The organism is Pseudomonas sp. GM80 (genome assembly GCF_000282515.1).
Taxonomy (GTDB): Bacteria; Pseudomonadota; Gammaproteobacteria; order Pseudomonadales; family Pseudomonadaceae; genus Aquipseudomonas.
In genome coordinates this window covers 1-17332 of sequence record NZ_AKJD01000081.1, presented here as the reverse complement: position 1 = coordinate 17332, position 17332 = coordinate 1, and the positions used below count along the sequence as shown (strand labels likewise).

Genomic DNA, 17332 nt, shown 5'->3' with positions numbered 1-17332 from the left:
CAGACGAATACCCCTCTCTACCGCATAAAAACAGCCAGAGGTGTTTCCCCATGTCGTCAGCCACATCCCCATCAAAAAGCGCATCCACCGTGCACCCCGTCGACCGCATTCTGCCGGTACGACAGATGCTCACCCTCGGCCTGCAGCACATGGCCGTCTCGTACATCGGCGCCATCGCCGTGCCGTTGATTGTCGCCAGCGCCTTGAAAATGTCTCACGCCGATACGGTGGTGCTGATCAGCACCACGCTGTTCTGTTCCGGAATCGCCACCCTCCTGCAAACCGTCGGCTTCTGGAAATTCGGCGTGCGCCTGCCGATTCTGCAAGGCGTGGCGTTCAGCAGCGTCGGCCCGGTAATCGCCATCGGCAGCAACCCCGAGGTAGGGTTCGCCGGGGTCTGCGGGGCGGTGATCGGCGCGGGGATTTTTACCATGCTGATGGCGCCCTTCGTCGGTCGATTACGGCGGTTTTTTCCGCCCGTGGTCACCGGTTGCATCGTCACCGTGATCGGTTTGCAGCTGTTCCCGATTGCCTATGAATGGGTTGGCGGCGGGCGCAACGCGAGCAACTTCGGCGCGCCGGCGTTCCTCGGTGTGGCGGTGGTGGTGTTGCTGACGATCCTGTTGGTCAACCGCTATGGCAGCCCGATGCTGCGCAACATGGCGGTGTTGATCGGCATGCTGATCGGCGCCGGTCTGGCGTACGGCCTGGGCATGGGCAGTTTTCACAGCGTCGAAGAAGCGCCGTGGCTGACCGTGCCCTACCCGTTTTATTTCGGCTTGCCGACCTTCAGCCTGATCCCCATCGCGACCATGGTGGTGGTGATGATCGTGCAGATGGTCGAGTCGATGGGGCTGTTCGTGGCCATCGGCGACATTGTCGAAAAACCGGTGGAAGATAAACAAGTCATCAACGGTCTGCGCGCCAATGGTTTGGCCAGCACCATCGCCGGGATGTTCGCCGCGTTCCCGTTTATCGCCTTCATGGAAAACGTCGGCCTGGTGATCCTCACCGGCGTGCGCAGCCGTTGGGTGGTCGCGGTCAGCGGTTTGCTGATGTGCTCGATTGCCTTGGTGCCAAAGGCCGGCGCGATCATCGCTTCGATGCCGACCGCCGCCCTCGGTGGCGCTGGCATTGCCATGTTCGGCGTGGTTGCGGCGGCGGGCATTCAGACCCTCGCCAAAGTCGATTACGAGCGCAATCGCTACAACGTCTTGATCGTCGGTTTCACCATCGCCGCCGCGCTGGTGCCGGTGCTCGCGCCCACCTTGTTCAAACAACTCCCCGAGTGGTCGCAGCCGTTCCTGCACAGCAGCGTGGTCATCGCTTGCCTGGTGTCGGTGCTGCTCAACGCCGCGCTGAATGGCGTCAGCGTGGCGGAAACCACCGCCAGCAAATCCGCCTCGCACATCCTTTAGTTTGGAGCTGCCCATGACTCAACTTCAGAACATCCTGATCAAAAACCCGGTCGCGGTGATGACCGGCCTGCGCGGCCCTCGCGCGCGGGCCGGCGCCGTGGACATCCGCGTGGTCAACGGTCGCATCGCCGAAATGGCCGCGAACCTTGAACCACAACCCGGCGAACGGCTGATCGACGCGCGCAACTGCGTGGTCTATCCGGGCTGGATCAACACCCACCATCACCTGTTCCAGAACCTGCTCAAAGCCGTACCCGAAGGCCTGAATCAGGATCTGCAAGGCTGGCTGGCCAGCGTGCCCTACCCGCGCCTCAACCGCTTTACCCCGCAACTGGCGCGGATTGCTGCACGGCTGGGCATGGTCGAATTGCTGCTGTCCGGCGTCACCACCTGCGCCGATCACCACTACCTCTACCACGCCCACGGCAGCACCGAGACCGGCGACTTGCTGTTCGACATGGCCGATGAATTTGGCCTGCGCTTTGTGTTGTGCCGAGGCGGCGCGCTGGAGTCGGCGAGCGCCCACCCGGGCTTCTCGAAAACCGCGCTGCAACCGGAGAGCCTTGAGCAAATGGTCGGCGATATCGAACGGCTGAAATCGCTGTATCACCAGGACACTCCAGACGCGATGCGCCGCGTGGTTGTCGCGCCAACCACGCCAACGTTCTCGCTGCCGCCAACCCTGTTACGTGAACTCGCCCACACCGCACGCGGCCTCGGTTTGCGTCTGCATACGCACCTGTCGGAAACGCAGAACTACGTGAACTTCTGCCGCGAAAAATACAACTGCCTGCCGGTGGAATTCGTCGCCGAACACGAATGGCTCGGCCCCGACGTCTGGTTCGCCCACGCCGTGCACCTGCAACCGGGTGAAATCCGCATGCTCGCGCAGACCGGCACCGGCATCTCCCACTGCCCGGTGAGCAATGCGCGGCTGGGCAGCGGCGTCGCGCCAGTGCCGCAGATGTACGAGGCAGGTGTGCCGATTTCCCTGGGCGTGGATGGCGTAGCGTCGAATGAATCCGGAAGCATGGTCGGCGAAGCCAACACCGCGTGGCTGATCCACCGCGCCGAACAAGGCGCCTCGGCGACCACCGCTGAAGACGTCATTCACTGGGGCACGGCGGGTGGCGCGCAGGTGTTGGGGCTTGGCGCGGTCGGCACACTGGAAATCGGGCAAGCGGCGGATCTGGTCGTCTACAGCCTCGATCATCCTCGGTTCTATGGCTTCCACGACAGCGCCGTCGCGCCGGTGGTCGCGGGCGAACCGATCACCGTGAAATACAGCCTGGTCGGCGGCCGAATCGTCGTCGACAACGGCGTGATCCCGGGCCTGGACATCGAACGCATGCGCGCCGAAGCCTGGCAAGGCGTCCAGCAATTGATGGACGTTGACGACTGAACCGCCCCCTGTAGGAGCTGCCGAAGGCTCGGGCCGCGATCGGACGATCTTTTGATGTTGTTTTTTAAAATCAAGATCAAAAGATCGCAGCCTTCGGCAGCTCCTACAGGGACAGGTGCATTCGCGACTTCCAGGTTTGTCGGCTAAGGTTAATCCCTCATCGGATTGAGCCCCTGCCAGCGAGACCGGGCTCTTGATCAAGGAGAGACTGATGCCGTCGCGTCGCAACATCGAACAGACCTACCGCACCTGGTCCAGCCCCATTTTGCTGGAGCTGAAAAAGCGCGAACACCAAATGGCGCCGTTCGAACGCCAGGCGCTGGAGAATGTCCTGGTGGAAAGACGGTTGCTGGATATCGGCAATCCGAAGGGCAATGAGCGCCGTGCAAAAACCACCACCCCGGATTAATCACACAACCCTTGCAGGAGCTGAGCTTGCTCGCGAAGGCGTCGTGTCAGGTAGATGTGATTTGCCTGACACGACGCCTTCGCGAGCAAGCTCAGCTCCTACAGGTTTGTGTTCAGGCCTAACCTCAGCAATTCCTTGCGCAGGATCGAGGGTGCGATGACTGCCATTCCTGCGTGCCAGTCCAGTTTCAGCAGATGATTGAGTTTGCGTTGGCTCGAAAGGGGTTCTGCAAGAAAGCTGCTTTTTCCGTCGCGGATGCTGATGACATTCAGCAGCCAGTCTTCGCCCTGCTCCGCCATCCATTGGCTGATCGTCGGACGGTATTTCTGCAGCAATACGTCGGCATCCCACACGGTCATCTGCGCGAAAATCTGCGGCAGGTTGCTTTCGGGTTTCATCCGTTTCAAGTCGGCTGCCAAGGCATTGGCGAGGTCTGATTCGATGTCGGCCTGGCATTCGAGGAAGTAGTGCTCGGGCCAGTTCGTTGCGAGTTTCGCCCGAAACGCGAGGTCGGTGTATGCGTCGATGTCCGCTGGCGTGGTCATCTGGCTGGTGAAATTCAGGGTGTTGTCGAGAATCGCGGTGGCCAACAGTGCGGCGCTTTGTTCGCTGATTTTTGCTAGCAAGTCTGAGGTCTGCCAACGCTGAAAGACCTGAGTTGCCGCAGCGCCGATCGGGCGGATGTCGGCGGCTGAACCGAGTTTCTTTGCCCAGTAATCTTCGTAACCTGGATGATGGTCGATGACTTCCACGACCTGATCGAGCACGACCAGTGGATCGAAATGGTGATAGTCGGATACGTCGACCAAGATGAATTCGTCAGTCAGCGATGGTTCATGCGTTTGAAAAGCGCAGCCCCAATCAAGCACGGTTTTCGAGACACTGGCGTTGGCTGTTGCGCTGCTGACGGCGCGGGCGGGGATGCCTTGCAGGTTGAGCAGTTCTGCGTAGGCGATGCAGCAGGCGTAGGCGTCGATGTCCAGATAGGACGCGCCGGAGGTGATGATTTTCATGGGCCGGCAACGTCGCACATTTCCATGACATTGGGGTGACAGGAAAAGATCGCAGCCGCCGAAAAATCCCATGCAGGAGCGGCCGAAGGCTGCGATCTTTTGATCTTCAGGCCGCGCGCTGCCCCCCAGCCACCGCCGCCGACGCCGCCAACATCGCCCGCAACAACACCGCACACCCCGCCGCCAGATCATCCGGCGCGGCGTTTTCGATTTCGTTGTGGCTGATCCCGCCTTCGCACGGCACGAAGATCATCCCCGCAGGCCCCAGCTCGGCCAGGAAGATCGCATCGTGGCCAGCGCCACTGACAATGTCCATGTGCGACAACCCCAACCCTTTCGCCGCACCGCGCACCGCTTCCACGCAGCCTTTTTCGAAATACAGCGGCGGGAAGTCAGCAGTCGGGGTCAGTTCATAAGTCAGTCCATGTTCCTCACAGGTCGCTTCGATGACTTGCTTCACCTCAGCAATCATCGAATTCAGCCGCGCCGGTTCCAGATGCCGGAAATCGAGGGTCATGCGCACCTCACCGGGGATGACGTTGCGCGAGCCGGGATAGGCTTGCAGGCAACCGACGGTGCCACAGGCGTGCGGTTGATGGCCGAGGGCTGCGCGATTGACGGCGCCAACGATCACCGAGGCGCCGACCAGTGCATCTTTACGCAGGTGCATCGGTGTTGGGCCGGCGTGCGCCTCGACGCCGCGCAGTTTGAGGTCGAACCATTTCTGCCCCAGCGCGCCAAGCACCACGCCAATGGTTTTCTGTTCGTCTTCAAGGATCGGGCCTTGCTCGATGTGTGCTTCGAAATAAGCACCGACCTTGTGCCCGCTGACTTTGCGCGGGCCAGCGTAGCCAATCGCGTTCAGTGCTTCGCCAACGGTGACGCCATCGGCATCGACCTTGGCCAGGGTTTCTTCGAGGGTGAATTTCTCGGCAAATACGCCCGAGCCCATCATGCACGGGGCGAAGCGCGAGCCCTCTTCGTTGGTCCAGACCACCACTTCCAGTGGCGCTTCGGTTTCCACCTTGAGGTCGTTGAGGGTACGCAGCACTTCGACACCGGCGAGTACACCGAAGCAGCCATCAAACTTGCCGCCGGTGGGTTGCGTGTCAATGTGGCTGCCGGTCATGACGGGCGGCAGGTCGGGATTGCGCCCGGGGCGACGGGCGAAGATGTTGCCGACGGCATCGACCGTGACGCTGCATCCGGCGTCCTTGCACCATTGCACGAACAGATCGCGGGCCTGGCGGTCGAGGTCGGTCAGGGCCAGGCGACAGACCCCGCCCTTGACCGTGGCGCCGAGTTTGGCCAGCTCCATGAGCGAGGCCCAGAGGCGATCGCGGTTGATGTGCTGATGGCTCGATTGCAGAACGTCTACGGCTGCGTTCATGGGGATCTCCTCAGGCTGCTTTTCTTATGGATATTGCTCGGGTGTTTTTGAGGCCGCCATCGCTGGCAAGCCAGCTCCCACAGGTTTTTTGGTTGAACACAGTATTTGTGTACGACTCGATCCTTGTGGGAGCTGGCTTGCCAGCGATGAGGCCATTCGCTACACCGCTGTTTTCACGGCAGAGGGCTGCGCGCGCATCACGCACAACCCGTAATAAATCACTCCGCCCAGCGCCGAACCGGTGAACCAGCCGTAACTGTAAAACCAGCTGAACGCATCGCTGCCCAGCGACAACAAGGTCAGCACCACCGGCACACCAAATGCGAGAAACCCGGCCCAGTTCCATGCCGGATAGACGTCATCGCGGTACAACCCGGCCAGGTCCAGTTGCTGTTTCTTGATCAGGAAATAGTCCACCACCATGATCCCGGCAATCGGCCCGAGCAGGCTCGAATAACCCAGCAGCCAGTTCGAATACACGGTCTCCAGGCTGACATCGGAGACAATCAAACCAAGCTTTTTCAGCAACTCATGGCCCATCAGCAACAACCCGACCAACCCGGTCAGCAACACCGCTTTGGTGCGGTTGATCACCTTCGGCGCGATGTTCTGGAAATCGTTGGTCGGCGAGACAATGTTCGCGGCGGTGTTGGTCGACAACGTGGCGATGATGATCAACGCCATCGCCACCGCGACCCACACCGGGCTCTGGATATGACCGATCAGGCTGACCGGATCAGACACCGTCACGCCGACCAGTTTCACCGACGCCGCAGTCATGATCACGCCCAGCGAGGCGAACAGAAACATCGTCAGCGGCAGGCCGAAAATCTGCCCGAGGATCTGATCTTTCTGGCTCTTGGCGTAACGACTGAAGTCCGGAATGTTCAACGACAACGTCGCCCAGAAACCCACCATTGCCGTCAGCCCGGCGGCGAAGTAACTCACCACACTGGCGCCTTCCGGACGCTTCGGCGGGATCGCCAGCAGTTCCGTCATCGACACATTGGGCATCGCCCATACCAGCAAGCCGATTCCGACCGCCACCAGCAACGGCGCGGACAAGGTTTCCAGCCACTTGATCGACTCGGCGCCGCGAATCACCACCCACAGGTTCAGTGCCCAGAAGATCATGAAACCGATCACCTCGCCGGTGCCGCCGAGGGATTTCCAGCCATCGAAAATCGAGCCGAGAAACAGGTGGATCGCCAACCCGCCAAACATCGTCTGAATGCCAAACCAGCCACACGCGACCAGTGCGCGAATCAGGCACGGCACGTTGGAGCCGAGAATGCCGAACGATGAACGCAGCAGCACCGGAAAAGGAATGCCGTACTTGGTGCCGGGAAAGGCGTTCAGCGTGAGCGGAATCAGCACGATGAGGTTGGCAAACAGAATCGCCAGCAACGCCTCGCCGACGGTCAGGCCGAAATAGGCGGTGAGGACACCGCCGAGGGTGTAGGTCGGCACGCAGATCGACATGCCGACCCACAGCGCGGTGATGTGCCATTTGTTCCAGGTTCGTTCGCGCACCTTGGTCGGTGCCATGTCGTGGTTGTAACGGGGGCTGTCGAGGACGTCGCTACCGGCTTCGAGTTCGAACAAGCCGTCGCGCTCGGTCACTTGCGATCTGTTCTGTTGCATGGCTGCTCCACGGTTTTTTTGATTATTTTTGCTCATCGGACTGGTGGGCGGACGTGCCGCACACCGGGCGATGGCCGGAGTACTTGCATGTGAACACGCACTTCACGAACCGGCCTGGCTTGTCAGCGCCAGCACTCAAAAAACGTGCCGACTGTTGCGCCGAGTTTCCCGACCTGTCCGTATAGCGCTTTCAACTGTTTGATGTTTAAACGCTTTTATTCAAATCATTGGATCATGTTGCTTACTTGTTACATCCCTCAGGCAAAAGACCAGGACAAGTTACTCGGACAACCAGGTTCAAAGTGGTGCACGGTTATTTCCAGCCAGGCGTCTGGGCCGCGACTCTTTAGCGTTCAAGCAACTGATTTACCATGACAAATCTCGCTCAAATCTGGTTCCTGTCAAGTGCGTCAAAATGGTGAAAGCCCTCACCATTTTGGTGATTTAAATATTTAATCTATATATTTCAATACGTTACGTACGTTATAAGCTTATAAAAAATAATCTTGCTCATTCGATTAACACCAGCTAGTTTTTATTCCTGACAGCGTTGGCAGGAATATATCTTCCAGCATCGACGTCTTATAAAACATATAGAACCGGTATAAGCCGGTCATGCCTGCGAGGAAGCTGCAATGTCTCTGTTGATCCGTGGCGCCACCGTTGTTACCCATGATGAAAGTTATCGCGCCGACGTCTATTGCGCCGACGGCGTGATCAAAGCCATCGGTGAAAACCTGGATATTCCCGCCGGCACCGAAGTGCTCGACGGCAGCGGCCAATACCTGATGCCCGGCGGCATCGATCCGCACACGCACATGCAACTCCCATTCATGGGCACCGTGGCCAGCGAGGACTTCTACAGCGGCACGGCGGCCGGTCTGGCCGGCGGCACCACGTCGATCATCGATTTCGTCATCCCCAATCCGCAACAGTCGTTGATGGAAGCGTTTCATCAGTGGCGCGGCTGGGCCGAGAAATCGGCGTCGGATTATGGCTTCCACGTCGCGATCACCTGGTGGAGCGAGCAGGTGCGTGAGGAAATGGCCGAGCTGGTCAGCCATCACGGCATCAACAGCTTCAAGCATTTCATGGCCTACAAGAACGCGATCATGGCCGCCGACGACACGTTGGTAGCGAGTTTCGAGCGGTGTCTGGAGCTGGGCGCAGTGCCGACCGTACATGCGGAAAACGGCGAGCTGGTTTATCACCTGCAACGCAAGTTGATGGCGCAAGGTATCACCGGGCCAGAAGCGCATCCGCTGTCGCGGCCTTCGCAGGTTGAAGGTGAAGCGGCGAGCCGAGCGATTCGTATTGCCGAGACCATCGGCACGCCGTTGTATCTGGTACACGTCTCGACCAAGGAAGCCCTCGACGAAATCACCTATGCGCGCAGCAAGGGCCAGCCGGTTTACGGCGAAGTACTCGCCGGGCATCTGTTGCTCGACGACAGCGTCTATCAACACCCGGACTGGCAGACCGCTGCCGGTTACGTGATGAGCCCGCCGTTCCGCCCGCGCGGGCATCAAGAGGCGCTGTGGCACGGCCTGCAGAATGGCAATCTGCACACAACCGCTACTGACCACTGCTGTTTCTGCGCCGAGCAGAAAGCTGCCGGGCGCGATGACTTCAGCAAGATTCCCAACGGCACTGCCGGCATTGAAGACCGCATGGCGGTGCTGTGGGATGAGGGGGTTAATTCCGGTCGTTTATCGATGCAGGATTTCGTCGCCCTCACCTCCACCAACACGGCGAAGATCTTCAATCTTTATCCGCGCAAAGGTGCGATTCGCGTCGGCGCCGATGCCGACCTGGTGCTGTGGGATCCGCAAGGCACGCGCACCATTTCCGCCAAGACCCACCATCAGCAGGTGGACTTCAACATCTTCGAAGGCAAGACCGTGCGCGGCGTGCCGAGCCATACCGTCAGCCAGGGCCGTTTGGTCTGGGCCGATGGCGACCTGCGCGCCGAGCGTGGCGCCGGACGGTATATCGAACGGCCGGCGTACCCGGCGGTGTTTGATTTGCTGAGCAAGCGGGCTGAGCAACATAAGCCTGTTGCTGTGAAACGCTGATAGCGGCCTTCGGCCTATCGCTGGCAAGCCAGCTCCCACATTTGCAATGCATTCCCCCTTTAGGAGCTGCCGAAGGCTGCGATCTTTTGATCTTGTTTTTTAGATCAAGATCAACAGATCGCAGCCTTCGGCAGCTCCTACACAGGGGATTTGGCCAATGCCCGATAGAGGCAGTTACTGTGAGGCAAAAAACCGTGATCGAGACCCTGAACCATCTCCCCCACCCGCACGAAAGTGCGGCCGCCCTCGCCGGCCATTTCACCGATCTGGCGCCACCGCTCAATGACCGTCAGGCGCATCTGGAAGCCTCGCGCTGCCTGTATTGCTACGACGCGCCGTGCGTGAATGCGTGCCCGAGCGAGATCGACATCCCTTCGTTCATCCGCAATATTCATCAGGACAACGTGCCCGGTGCCGCGCAGAAAATCCTTTCGGCAAACATCCTCGGCGGCAGTTGCGCGCGGGTCTGCCCCACCGAAATCCTCTGCCAGCAAGCCTGCGTGCGCAATAATGCCCACGAATGTGCACCAGTGCTGATCGGTCTGCTGCAACGCTACGCCGTCGACAACGCAAACTTCACCGAGCACCCGTTCCAGCGTGCCGCCGCCAGCGGTAAACGCATTGCCGTGGTCGGTGCCGGTCCTGCCGGTTTGTCCTGTGCGCACCGTAGCGCCATGCACGGTCATGACGTGGTGATTTTCGAGGCGCGGGAGAAGGCCGGCGGCCTCAATGAATACGGGATCGCCAAGTACAAACTGGTCGACGATTACGCGCAGAGGGAACTGGATTTCCTCCTGCAAATCGGCGGCATCGAAATTCGCCACGGGCAGAAGCTTGGCGAGAACCTGACCCTCAGCGAACTGCATCAACAGTTCGACGCGGTGTTTCTTGGCCTCGGCCTGAACGCCAGCAAGCAACTCGGCCTGGCCCACGAAGAGGCGCCGGGCCTGCTCGCCGCCACCGATTACATCCGCGAACTGCGCCAGGCCGATGACCTCACGCAACTGCCACTGGCCGAGCGTTGCATCGTCCTCGGCGCCGGCAACACGGCGATCGACATGGCCGTGCAAATGGCCCGCCTCGGCGCTCGCGATGTCAATCTGGTGTATCGCCGAGGCGCGGCGGACATGGGCGCCACTGGCCACGAACAAGACATCGCCAAAGCCAATCAGGTACGCCTGCTGACGTGGGCGCAACCGGAAGAAGTGCTGCTCGACGATCAGGGCCACGTGCGCGGCATGCGTTTCGCTCGCACCGACCTGGTCGACGGTCGTCTGCAAACCACCGGCGAAACCTTTGAGCTGGCCGCCGACGCTATCTTCAAAGCCATCGGCCAATCCTTCGATGGCAGCGCCCTCGCCGACCCGTTGGCCCGTGAGCTCAAGCGTCAGGGCGAACGCATTCAAGTCGACGTAAATCTGCGCACCAGCATTCCCGGTGTGTATGCCGGCGGTGACTGCACCAGCCTCGACCAAGACCTCACCGTGCAAGCTGTGCAGCACGGCAAACTCGCCGCCGAGGCGATCAACGCGCAACTGATGCTCAACGTGGAGGCTGCGTAAATGGCCGATCTCTCGATTGTCTTCGCCGGCATCAAAGCGCCGAATCCGTTCTGGCTGGCCTCCGCGCCGCCCACCGACAAAGCCTACAACGTCGTCCGCGCTTTCGAAGCGGGCTGGGGCGGCGTGGTCTGGAAAACCCTCGGTGAAGACCCGGCGGCGGTCAACGTTTCGTCGCGTTACTCGGCGCACTACGGCAACAACCGTGAAGTGCTCGGTATCAACAACATCGAGCTGATCACCGACCGCTCGCTGGAAATCAACCTGCGCGAAATCACTCAGGTGAAGAAGGACTGGCCGGATCGCGCAATCATCGTCTCACTGATGGTGCCGTGCGTTGAAGAATCGTGGAAACACATTCTGCCGCTGGTGGAAGCGACCGGCGCTGACGGCATCGAGCTGAATTTCGGTTGCCCGCACGGCATGCCCGAGCGCGGCATGGGCGCGGCGGTCGGTCAGGTGCCGGAGTACGTCGAACAGGTGACGCGTTGGTGCAAGACCTATTGCTCGCTGCCGGTGATCGTCAAACTGACGCCGAACATCACCGACATCCGCGTTGCCGCCCGCGCCGCCCATCGCGGTGGCGCCGATGCGGTGTCGCTGATCAATACGATCAACTCGATCACCAGTGTCGATCTGGAACACATGGTCGCCCTGCCCACCGTCGGCAGCAAAAGCACGCATGGCGGTTATTGCGGCTCGGCGGTGAAGCCGATTGCGCTGAACATGGTCGCCGAGATTGCCCGCGATCCGCAGACCCAGGGCTTGCCGATCTGCGGCATTGGCGGCATCGGCAGTTGGCGCGACGCGGCGGAATTCATGGCATTGGGCAGCGGCGCGGTGCAGGTGTGCACGGCGGCGATGCTGCATGGTTTCAGGATTGTCGAGGAGATGAAGGATGGCCTGTCGCGGTGGATGGACAGTCAGGGTTACGCCAGCATCAGTGAGTTTTCCGGGCGTGCGGTGGGCAATACCACGGACTGGAAGTACCTCGACATCAACTATCAGGTGATCGCGAAGATTGACCAGGCGGCGTGCATCGGTTGCGGGCGCTGCCACATTGCTTGCGAGGACACTTCACATCAGGCGATCGGCAGTTTGAAGCAGGCGGACGGCACGCATAAATATGAAGTGATCGATGACGAGTGTGTGGGCTGCAACCTGTGCCAGATCACCTGCCCGGTGGCGGACTGTATCGAGATGGTGCCGATGGAAACGGGCAAGCCGTTTCTGGACTGGAATCATGATCCGCGCAATCCCTACCATGTTGCGGTTTGACTGATCGTTCCCACGCTTTGCGTGGGAATGCAGCCCGGGACGCTCGGCGTCCCATTGGAACGCGGAGCGTCCCTAGAGGCATTCCCACGCAGAGCGTGGGAACGATCATGTAGGAGCTGCCGAAGGCTGCGATCTTTTGACTTAGGGTTCCAAGCCAATCCCGCGCAATATCACACTCGTCACCGTCTGCACCGCTCGCTCGAACTGCATGTCCGACAGCGGCTGATGCTCGTTGAGGATATTCACCTGATGATCAAAGTCGGCGTAATGCTGCGTCGACGCCCAGATCATGTACAGCAGGCTCGAAGGCTCCACCGGCAAAATCCGCTTGTCCTCGACCCACTGGCGAATCTTCGCCTCCTTCATTTTCGCCCAGTCATACAGGCTGACATCCAGCGCCTCGCCCAGCGTCGGCGCGCCGTGGATGATTTCGTTGGCCCAGACCTTCGAGCCATACGGCCGGCTGCGCGAATGGTTCATCTTTGCGCGGATGTAGCTGCTCAGCACCACGCGCGGGTCATCGAACATCTCGAAGCACAACGCGTCCTGCTTCCACACTTCCAGCAGGTCGAACAGCACCGCACTGTACAGCTCGCTTTTGGTTGAGAAGTAGTAATGCAGGTTGGAACGCGGCAGTTGCACTTCGGCGGCGATGTCAGCCATGGCGGTGCTGCCGAAACCTTTTTCGGCGAAGACTTTTTCCGCCGCCAAAAGGATTTTTTCGACGTTACTGCGACGAATCTCGATCTTGTGATTGCCCATGTGGGCTCCCTGACAACAACGTTGCCCAAGACTAGCATCCGCTCTGGTGCGCGGGCGACCGCTGCAAACAAAACTTCGTATCGCCGCGAGGGGATGGCTAAACTGACGTTTTTCGATCCTGCCCCAGAGGTATCCGCGATGCTGTTCAAGAACGTCATGACCACCACTGCCCTGCTCGCCTCGCTGTTCGCCGCATCTTCGGTATTTGCCCACGCCCACCTGAAAAGCCAGACCCCGGCCGCCGACAGCACCGTCGCTGCTCCAGCCGATTTGCGCCTGACCTTCTCCGAAGGCGTCGAAGCCAGTTTCACCAAAGTCACCGTGACGAAGGATGGCGCGCCGGTCGCTGTCAAAGCGCTGACCACCGAAGGCGGCAAGAAAACCCTGATCGTCACCCCGGCCGCGCCGCTGACCGCCGGCGAATACAAAGTCGAATGGCACGCGGTGTCGGTCGACACGCACAAAAGCGAAGGCGCCTACCAGTTCAAAGTGGGCCAGTAATTCATGGGTGAAGCGCTGGTGCTGTGCCGCTTTGTGCATTTCATCGTGGTGTTGATGCTGTTCGGGGCCTGGCTGTTCAGGCCGTTGCTGCTCAAGGATGAAGCGCTGCAAGTAGACCGGCACCTGGCGCGATTGGCGCGCTGGCTGACCGCGATTGCGCTGGTCAGCGGGATTGCCTGGGCGCTGTTGATTACCGCGAGCATGGCTGGTTCTGCTGCTGCCGCGTTCGATCCAGACACGGTTGCGTTGGTGCTGGGCAGTACGTTTTTTGGTCAGGTGTGGCGCTGGCACCTGCTGATCAACGCCGCGCTGTTGGCGTTGCTGTTTACGCCGTGGCGCTCAAGCATGCCGCTGCGGTTGGGTTTGAGTGGCTTGCTGTTGGTGACGCTGGCCCCGGTCGGGCATGGGGCGATGCTCGATGGTTTGAGCGGGCAACTGCTGATTCTCAACCAGATCGTTCATCTGACCTGCGTGGCCGCGTGGTTGGGCGGGTTGTTGTTGCTGGTGATGATTTTGCGCCAGCCAACGGAACCTGTGCCGGTGGTTCTGCGGCGCTTCAGTGGCGTGGGTTATACGTTGGTCGCGGGACTGCTGATCACCGGGCTGATCAACGTACGCGTGCTGACCGGGCAGTGGTGGCCGACACCGTTGTTCAGCGGGTTTGCCTTGATTCTGTTGATCAAGGCGCTGCTGGTTGTGGCGATGCTCGGTCTGGCGCTGTTCAACCGTTTGCGCATGGAAGATTGTGAACAGCGAATGGGTACCCTGCGACGCAGCGTGATGCTCGAATGGCTGCTCGGCATTGGCGCCGTAGCCGCCGTCTCCCTGCTCGGCACCCTGCCCCCGATGATTACAACCTGAAAATCAAAAGATCGCAGCCTTCGGCAGCTCCTACAGATTATCCATGTAGGAGCTGCCGAAGGCTGCGATCTTTTGATCTTAATGGTGCTGCGTGTCACCCGCTGCAGTGTCGATGCTGACCACCACCGACATCCCCGGCCGCAAGCGTTCCTCTTCCTGTTGATCCGCATCAATCGTAATCCGCACCGGCACCCGCTGGGCAATCTTCACAAAGTTGCCCGTGGCGTTATCCGCCTGCAACAGAGCAAATTCCGACCCGGTCCCCGGCGAAATATGCTGCACGTGCCCGGTGAATTTACGGTGGTTCAGCGCATCCACGGTGAAGCGCACCGGTTGCCCGACCCGCACGTTGTCCATCTGGGTTTCCTTCATGTTGGCGATCACCCATTTCTGGTTCGGCACCAACGCCATCAACTGCGCCCCGGAGTTGACGTAAGCGCCGAGGCGCACGCCGATCTGCCCGAGCTGGCCGTCACGTGGCGCGACGATGCGCGTGTTCGACAGGTCGATTCGCGCCAGTTGCACCGCCGCTTCGGCGCTGGCCACCGCCGCTTCCAGCGAGCCGCGATTGACGATCACCGTTTGCAGATCCTGGCGGGCGATTTCCAGATTGGCCTTGGCCTGCGCGACGGCTGCAACGCTTTGCGCATTGGCCGCCAACGCCACGTCCATCTCACGCTTGGACACCGAACCGTCGCGCACCAACTCTTTGTTGCGGCGCAGATCCGCCTCGCTTTTGCGCAACTGTGCTTCGCTGTCAGCCTGCACCGCTTGACGCAACTTGATGGTTGCTTCGGCGCTGTTGCGTTGCTGCACGACGTTGGCCAACGCCGCCTTCTGCACCGCCAGTTGCGCCAGCGACTGGTCGAGGCGTTGCTGATAGATACGGTCGTCCAGGCGCACCAGCAAATCGCCGGCCTTCACGTACTGGAAATCCTGCACCGGCACTTCAAAAACATAACCGGCGAGCTGCGGGCCGATGATCGTCACCTGCCCGCGAATCAACGCATTTTCGGTGGTCTCGACCGCGCTGCTGAACGGCGGCAATTGCCAGGCATAGAGCACGATCAACACGCCCACGATGGCAATCGCGGCAAAGCCCATTGAAGAGATGACCCGCACCCGCAGCGAGCGCGGCTCGGTGTTCGGCGATGACGGCGGCGCCACACCTTCAGGCGTGGCGGCAATGGCATTGGTGGTTGTGGTGGTCGGTTCGGTCATTGAGAAGTAGCACCGCTCGAAGGGGTGGATGGCGCAGGGGCGACGGCTTTGGTGGTGCTCATCAGCCACAGCGCACGAATGGACAGCCAGATCATGGTCAACACCGCAATCACGGCGATCAGCATGAACACGTCGTTATAGGCCAGCACGTTGGCCTCACGAGTGGCGGCGTTGGACAGGCTGCGAATACCCGCAAGGTTGCGCAGGCTCGGGTCGGCCAACAACGAGCCATACGCCGAGCCGCCGCTTTGCACGCGCGCCGCCACCAAAGGGTCAGACAGCGTCAGGTGCTCAACGATGTGACTGGAATGAAACTTCTCGCGGACGATCTGGAAGGTGCCCAGAAGCGCCGCGCCAAGCAGGCCGCCGAGGTTATTGCAGATCCCGAACAGCACGGAAAAACTCACCAGGTTGCGTGGATTGGTCAGCACGTTACGCGTGCCGAGCACCATAGTCGGGCCGAGGAAAAACGTGCTGCCGAAGGCCAACAGGAATTGACTGAAATAGAGGTTTTCCGGGCGGGTCAGGTTGTTGGAAAAACTGTCCATCACCGCCCCGGTGGCCATCAGACCCAGCGAGATGATCAACGGCATCAGCAGGTGCTTGGGGTCGATCGTCAGCGCGCTGGTCAACAACCCCGTGACGCTGCCGATCAGCATCACCACGTACAGGCTGTGCAACTGCTCATAGCCCATGTTCAGGCTCTGCATGAATCCGACCGCACCAGTGGACTGCTCCGAGGTGACCATACGAATCAGGGTCACCGCCAGCGCCAGACGGATCATCGTCCCGCTGCCAAGCCAACGGGTCATCAGCATCGGGTTGCTGCGATTATGTTCGATGGCCAGGCCGGCGAGAATCAGCACGATGGACGACGCCAGCGCGACGCCGATCCAGTCGGCCTCCAGCCACCAATCGATGCGCCCCAGCGACAACACCGCGCACAACAACGCCACGCCGCTAGCGAGGATGGCGAAGGTGAGAAAGTCGAGTTTTTCGAAGGTTTTAAAGCGGTCGCCCGGCGGCAACTTGAGCATCAATACGCAGCCCAATGACAGCAGCGCCATGCCCAATTCGAACAGGTACAGGCCGCGCCATTCGGCGATTTGCAGCAAGTCTTCGGAGAACAGTCGCGCCAGCGGCAAGGCCAATTGCGAGGTGCCGAGACCGAGCACCAGCGCCTTCATTCGCCACTTCGCCGGGAACGCCTGGACCATGTAATACAGGCCCAGAGAGCTGAGGGCAGCACCGACCATGCCGTGCGCCGCACGTACCGCCACCGCCGAATTGAGGTCGTTGACGAACAAGTGGCCGAAGGTCACCAGCGCATACAGCACCAGGAACACTTCGGTGAACGCGCGCAAACCGAACTGCTGACGAAACTTCACCAGCAGCAGGTTCATCGACACGTTGGTCATCACGTACGCGGCCGGCAGCCAGGCCATTTCGGCGGTGGTCGCGCCGAGGGCGCCCTGCAGATACGGCAGGTTGGCGACCACCAGCGAGTTGCCCAAACCACCGGTCACCGCCACCAGCACACCGACCAGCGCATAGGCCAGGCGCTTGGGGTTGGAGTGCAACGGCGTCGAGGGGGAACCGGGCAGACTGGGCTTCTCGTGCGGCTGCCAGTGGCGCGGGGCGTATTGATCCATTGAAAGGCCTTGTGCGGAAGGTGAGTGAAGTTTGCCGCAATTTCACCGGCAACACACATCCCATGGACAACACAAATCCCTGTAGGAGCTGTCGAGTGAAACGAGGCTGCGATCTTTTGATTTTAAAAAAGCCAGATCAAAAGATCG

General features: G+C 60.3%; 14 protein-coding genes. 8 read left to right on the top strand and 6 right to left on the bottom strand.

Features of this window, described 5'->3' with window-relative positions; translation table 11 throughout:
- The first annotated feature begins 50 nt into the window (after positions 1-50).
- From PMI37_RS14515 to PMI37_RS14505, 3 genes are all read left to right on the top strand, one after another.
- Entirely contained in the window at positions 51-1418 is a 1368-nt protein-coding gene (locus tag PMI37_RS14515; RefSeq protein ID WP_008081955.1) for a nucleobase:cation symporter-2 family protein, read from the top strand.
- A 13-nt stretch (positions 1419-1431) separates the two neighbouring features.
- The gene (locus tag PMI37_RS14510) at positions 1432-2820 is read left to right on the top strand and encodes an amidohydrolase family protein (RefSeq protein ID WP_008081953.1); all 1389 of its coding nucleotides are present in this window, start codon (positions 1432-1434) and stop codon (positions 2818-2820) included.
- A 211-nt stretch (positions 2821-3031) separates the two neighbouring features.
- A complete protein-coding gene (locus PMI37_RS14505) occupies positions 3032-3229 on the top strand; it encodes a hypothetical protein (protein WP_008081952.1) in 198 nt (65 codons plus the stop codon).
- Between the two features lie 98 nt (positions 3230-3327).
- Here PMI37_RS14505 and PMI37_RS14500 read toward each other — a convergent pair whose 3' ends face one another.
- The 3 genes from PMI37_RS14500 to PMI37_RS14490 form a co-directional block, all read right to left on the bottom strand.
- Positions 3328-4242 (bottom strand): DHH family phosphoesterase, encoded by a 915-nt coding sequence (locus PMI37_RS14500; RefSeq protein ID WP_008081951.1) that lies wholly within the window; start codon positions 4240-4242, stop codon positions 3328-3330.
- Between the two features lie 106 nt (positions 4243-4348).
- A complete protein-coding gene (locus PMI37_RS14495) occupies positions 4349-5632 on the bottom strand; it encodes a Zn-dependent hydrolase (RefSeq protein WP_008081950.1) in 1284 nt (427 codons plus the stop codon).
- A gap of 159 nt (positions 5633-5791) precedes the next feature.
- Positions 5792-7276, bottom strand: a complete 1485-nt coding sequence (locus PMI37_RS14490; protein WP_008081949.1) for an NCS1 family nucleobase:cation symporter-1 — start codon at positions 7274-7276, stop codon at positions 5792-5794.
- Between the two features lie 635 nt (positions 7277-7911).
- On the opposite strand from PMI37_RS14490, the gene hydA reads away from it, so the two are divergent.
- The 3 genes from hydA to preA all read left to right on the top strand — a co-directional run bounded on the left by hydA (position 7912) and on the right by preA (position 12188).
- A complete protein-coding gene (gene hydA / locus PMI37_RS14485) occupies positions 7912-9351 on the top strand; it encodes a dihydropyrimidinase (RefSeq protein WP_008081948.1) in 1440 nt (479 codons plus the stop codon).
- A gap of 194 nt (positions 9352-9545) precedes the next feature.
- Complete coding sequence (locus PMI37_RS14480) at positions 9546-10913, top strand: NAD(P)-dependent oxidoreductase (RefSeq protein WP_008081946.1); 1368 nt, start codon at positions 9546-9548, stop codon at positions 10911-10913.
- Positions 10914-12188: an NAD-dependent dihydropyrimidine dehydrogenase subunit PreA gene (preA, locus tag PMI37_RS14475; protein ID WP_008081943.1), complete on the top strand. Its 1275-nt coding sequence runs from the start codon at positions 10914-10916 to the stop codon at positions 12186-12188.
- 141 nt (positions 12189-12329) lie between these two features.
- Here the strand turns inward: preA and PMI37_RS14470 are convergent, their stop codons facing one another.
- The gene (locus PMI37_RS14470) at positions 12330-12950 is read right to left on the bottom strand and encodes a TetR/AcrR family transcriptional regulator (protein ID WP_008081940.1); all 621 of its coding nucleotides are present in this window, start codon (positions 12948-12950) and stop codon (positions 12330-12332) included.
- 138 nt (positions 12951-13088) lie between these two features.
- Between PMI37_RS14470 and copC the strand changes: the two genes are divergently transcribed.
- Positions 13089-13451 (top strand): copper homeostasis periplasmic binding protein CopC, encoded by a 363-nt coding sequence (gene copC / locus PMI37_RS14465; RefSeq protein WP_008081938.1) that lies wholly within the window; start codon positions 13089-13091, stop codon positions 13449-13451.
- 3 nt (positions 13452-13454) lie between these two features.
- Positions 13455-14312, top strand: coding sequence for a copper homeostasis membrane protein CopD (gene copD / locus PMI37_RS14460; protein ID WP_008081936.1), 858 nt, complete (start codon positions 13455-13457; stop codon positions 14310-14312).
- Positions 14313-14390: 78 nt separating this feature from the next.
- Here the strand turns inward: copD and PMI37_RS14455 are convergent, their stop codons facing one another.
- Both PMI37_RS14455 and PMI37_RS14450 read right to left on the bottom strand, forming a co-directional pair.
- Positions 14391-15533, bottom strand: a complete 1143-nt coding sequence (locus PMI37_RS14455) for an HlyD family secretion protein (protein ID WP_008081934.1) — start codon at positions 15531-15533, stop codon at positions 14391-14393.
- Positions 15530-17185 (bottom strand): MFS transporter, encoded by a 1656-nt coding sequence (locus PMI37_RS14450; RefSeq protein WP_008081933.1) that lies wholly within the window; start codon positions 17183-17185, stop codon positions 15530-15532. The genes PMI37_RS14455 and PMI37_RS14450 overlap by 4 nt, the downstream gene beginning before the upstream one ends.
- Between the last annotated feature and the right edge of the window lie 147 nt (positions 17186-17332).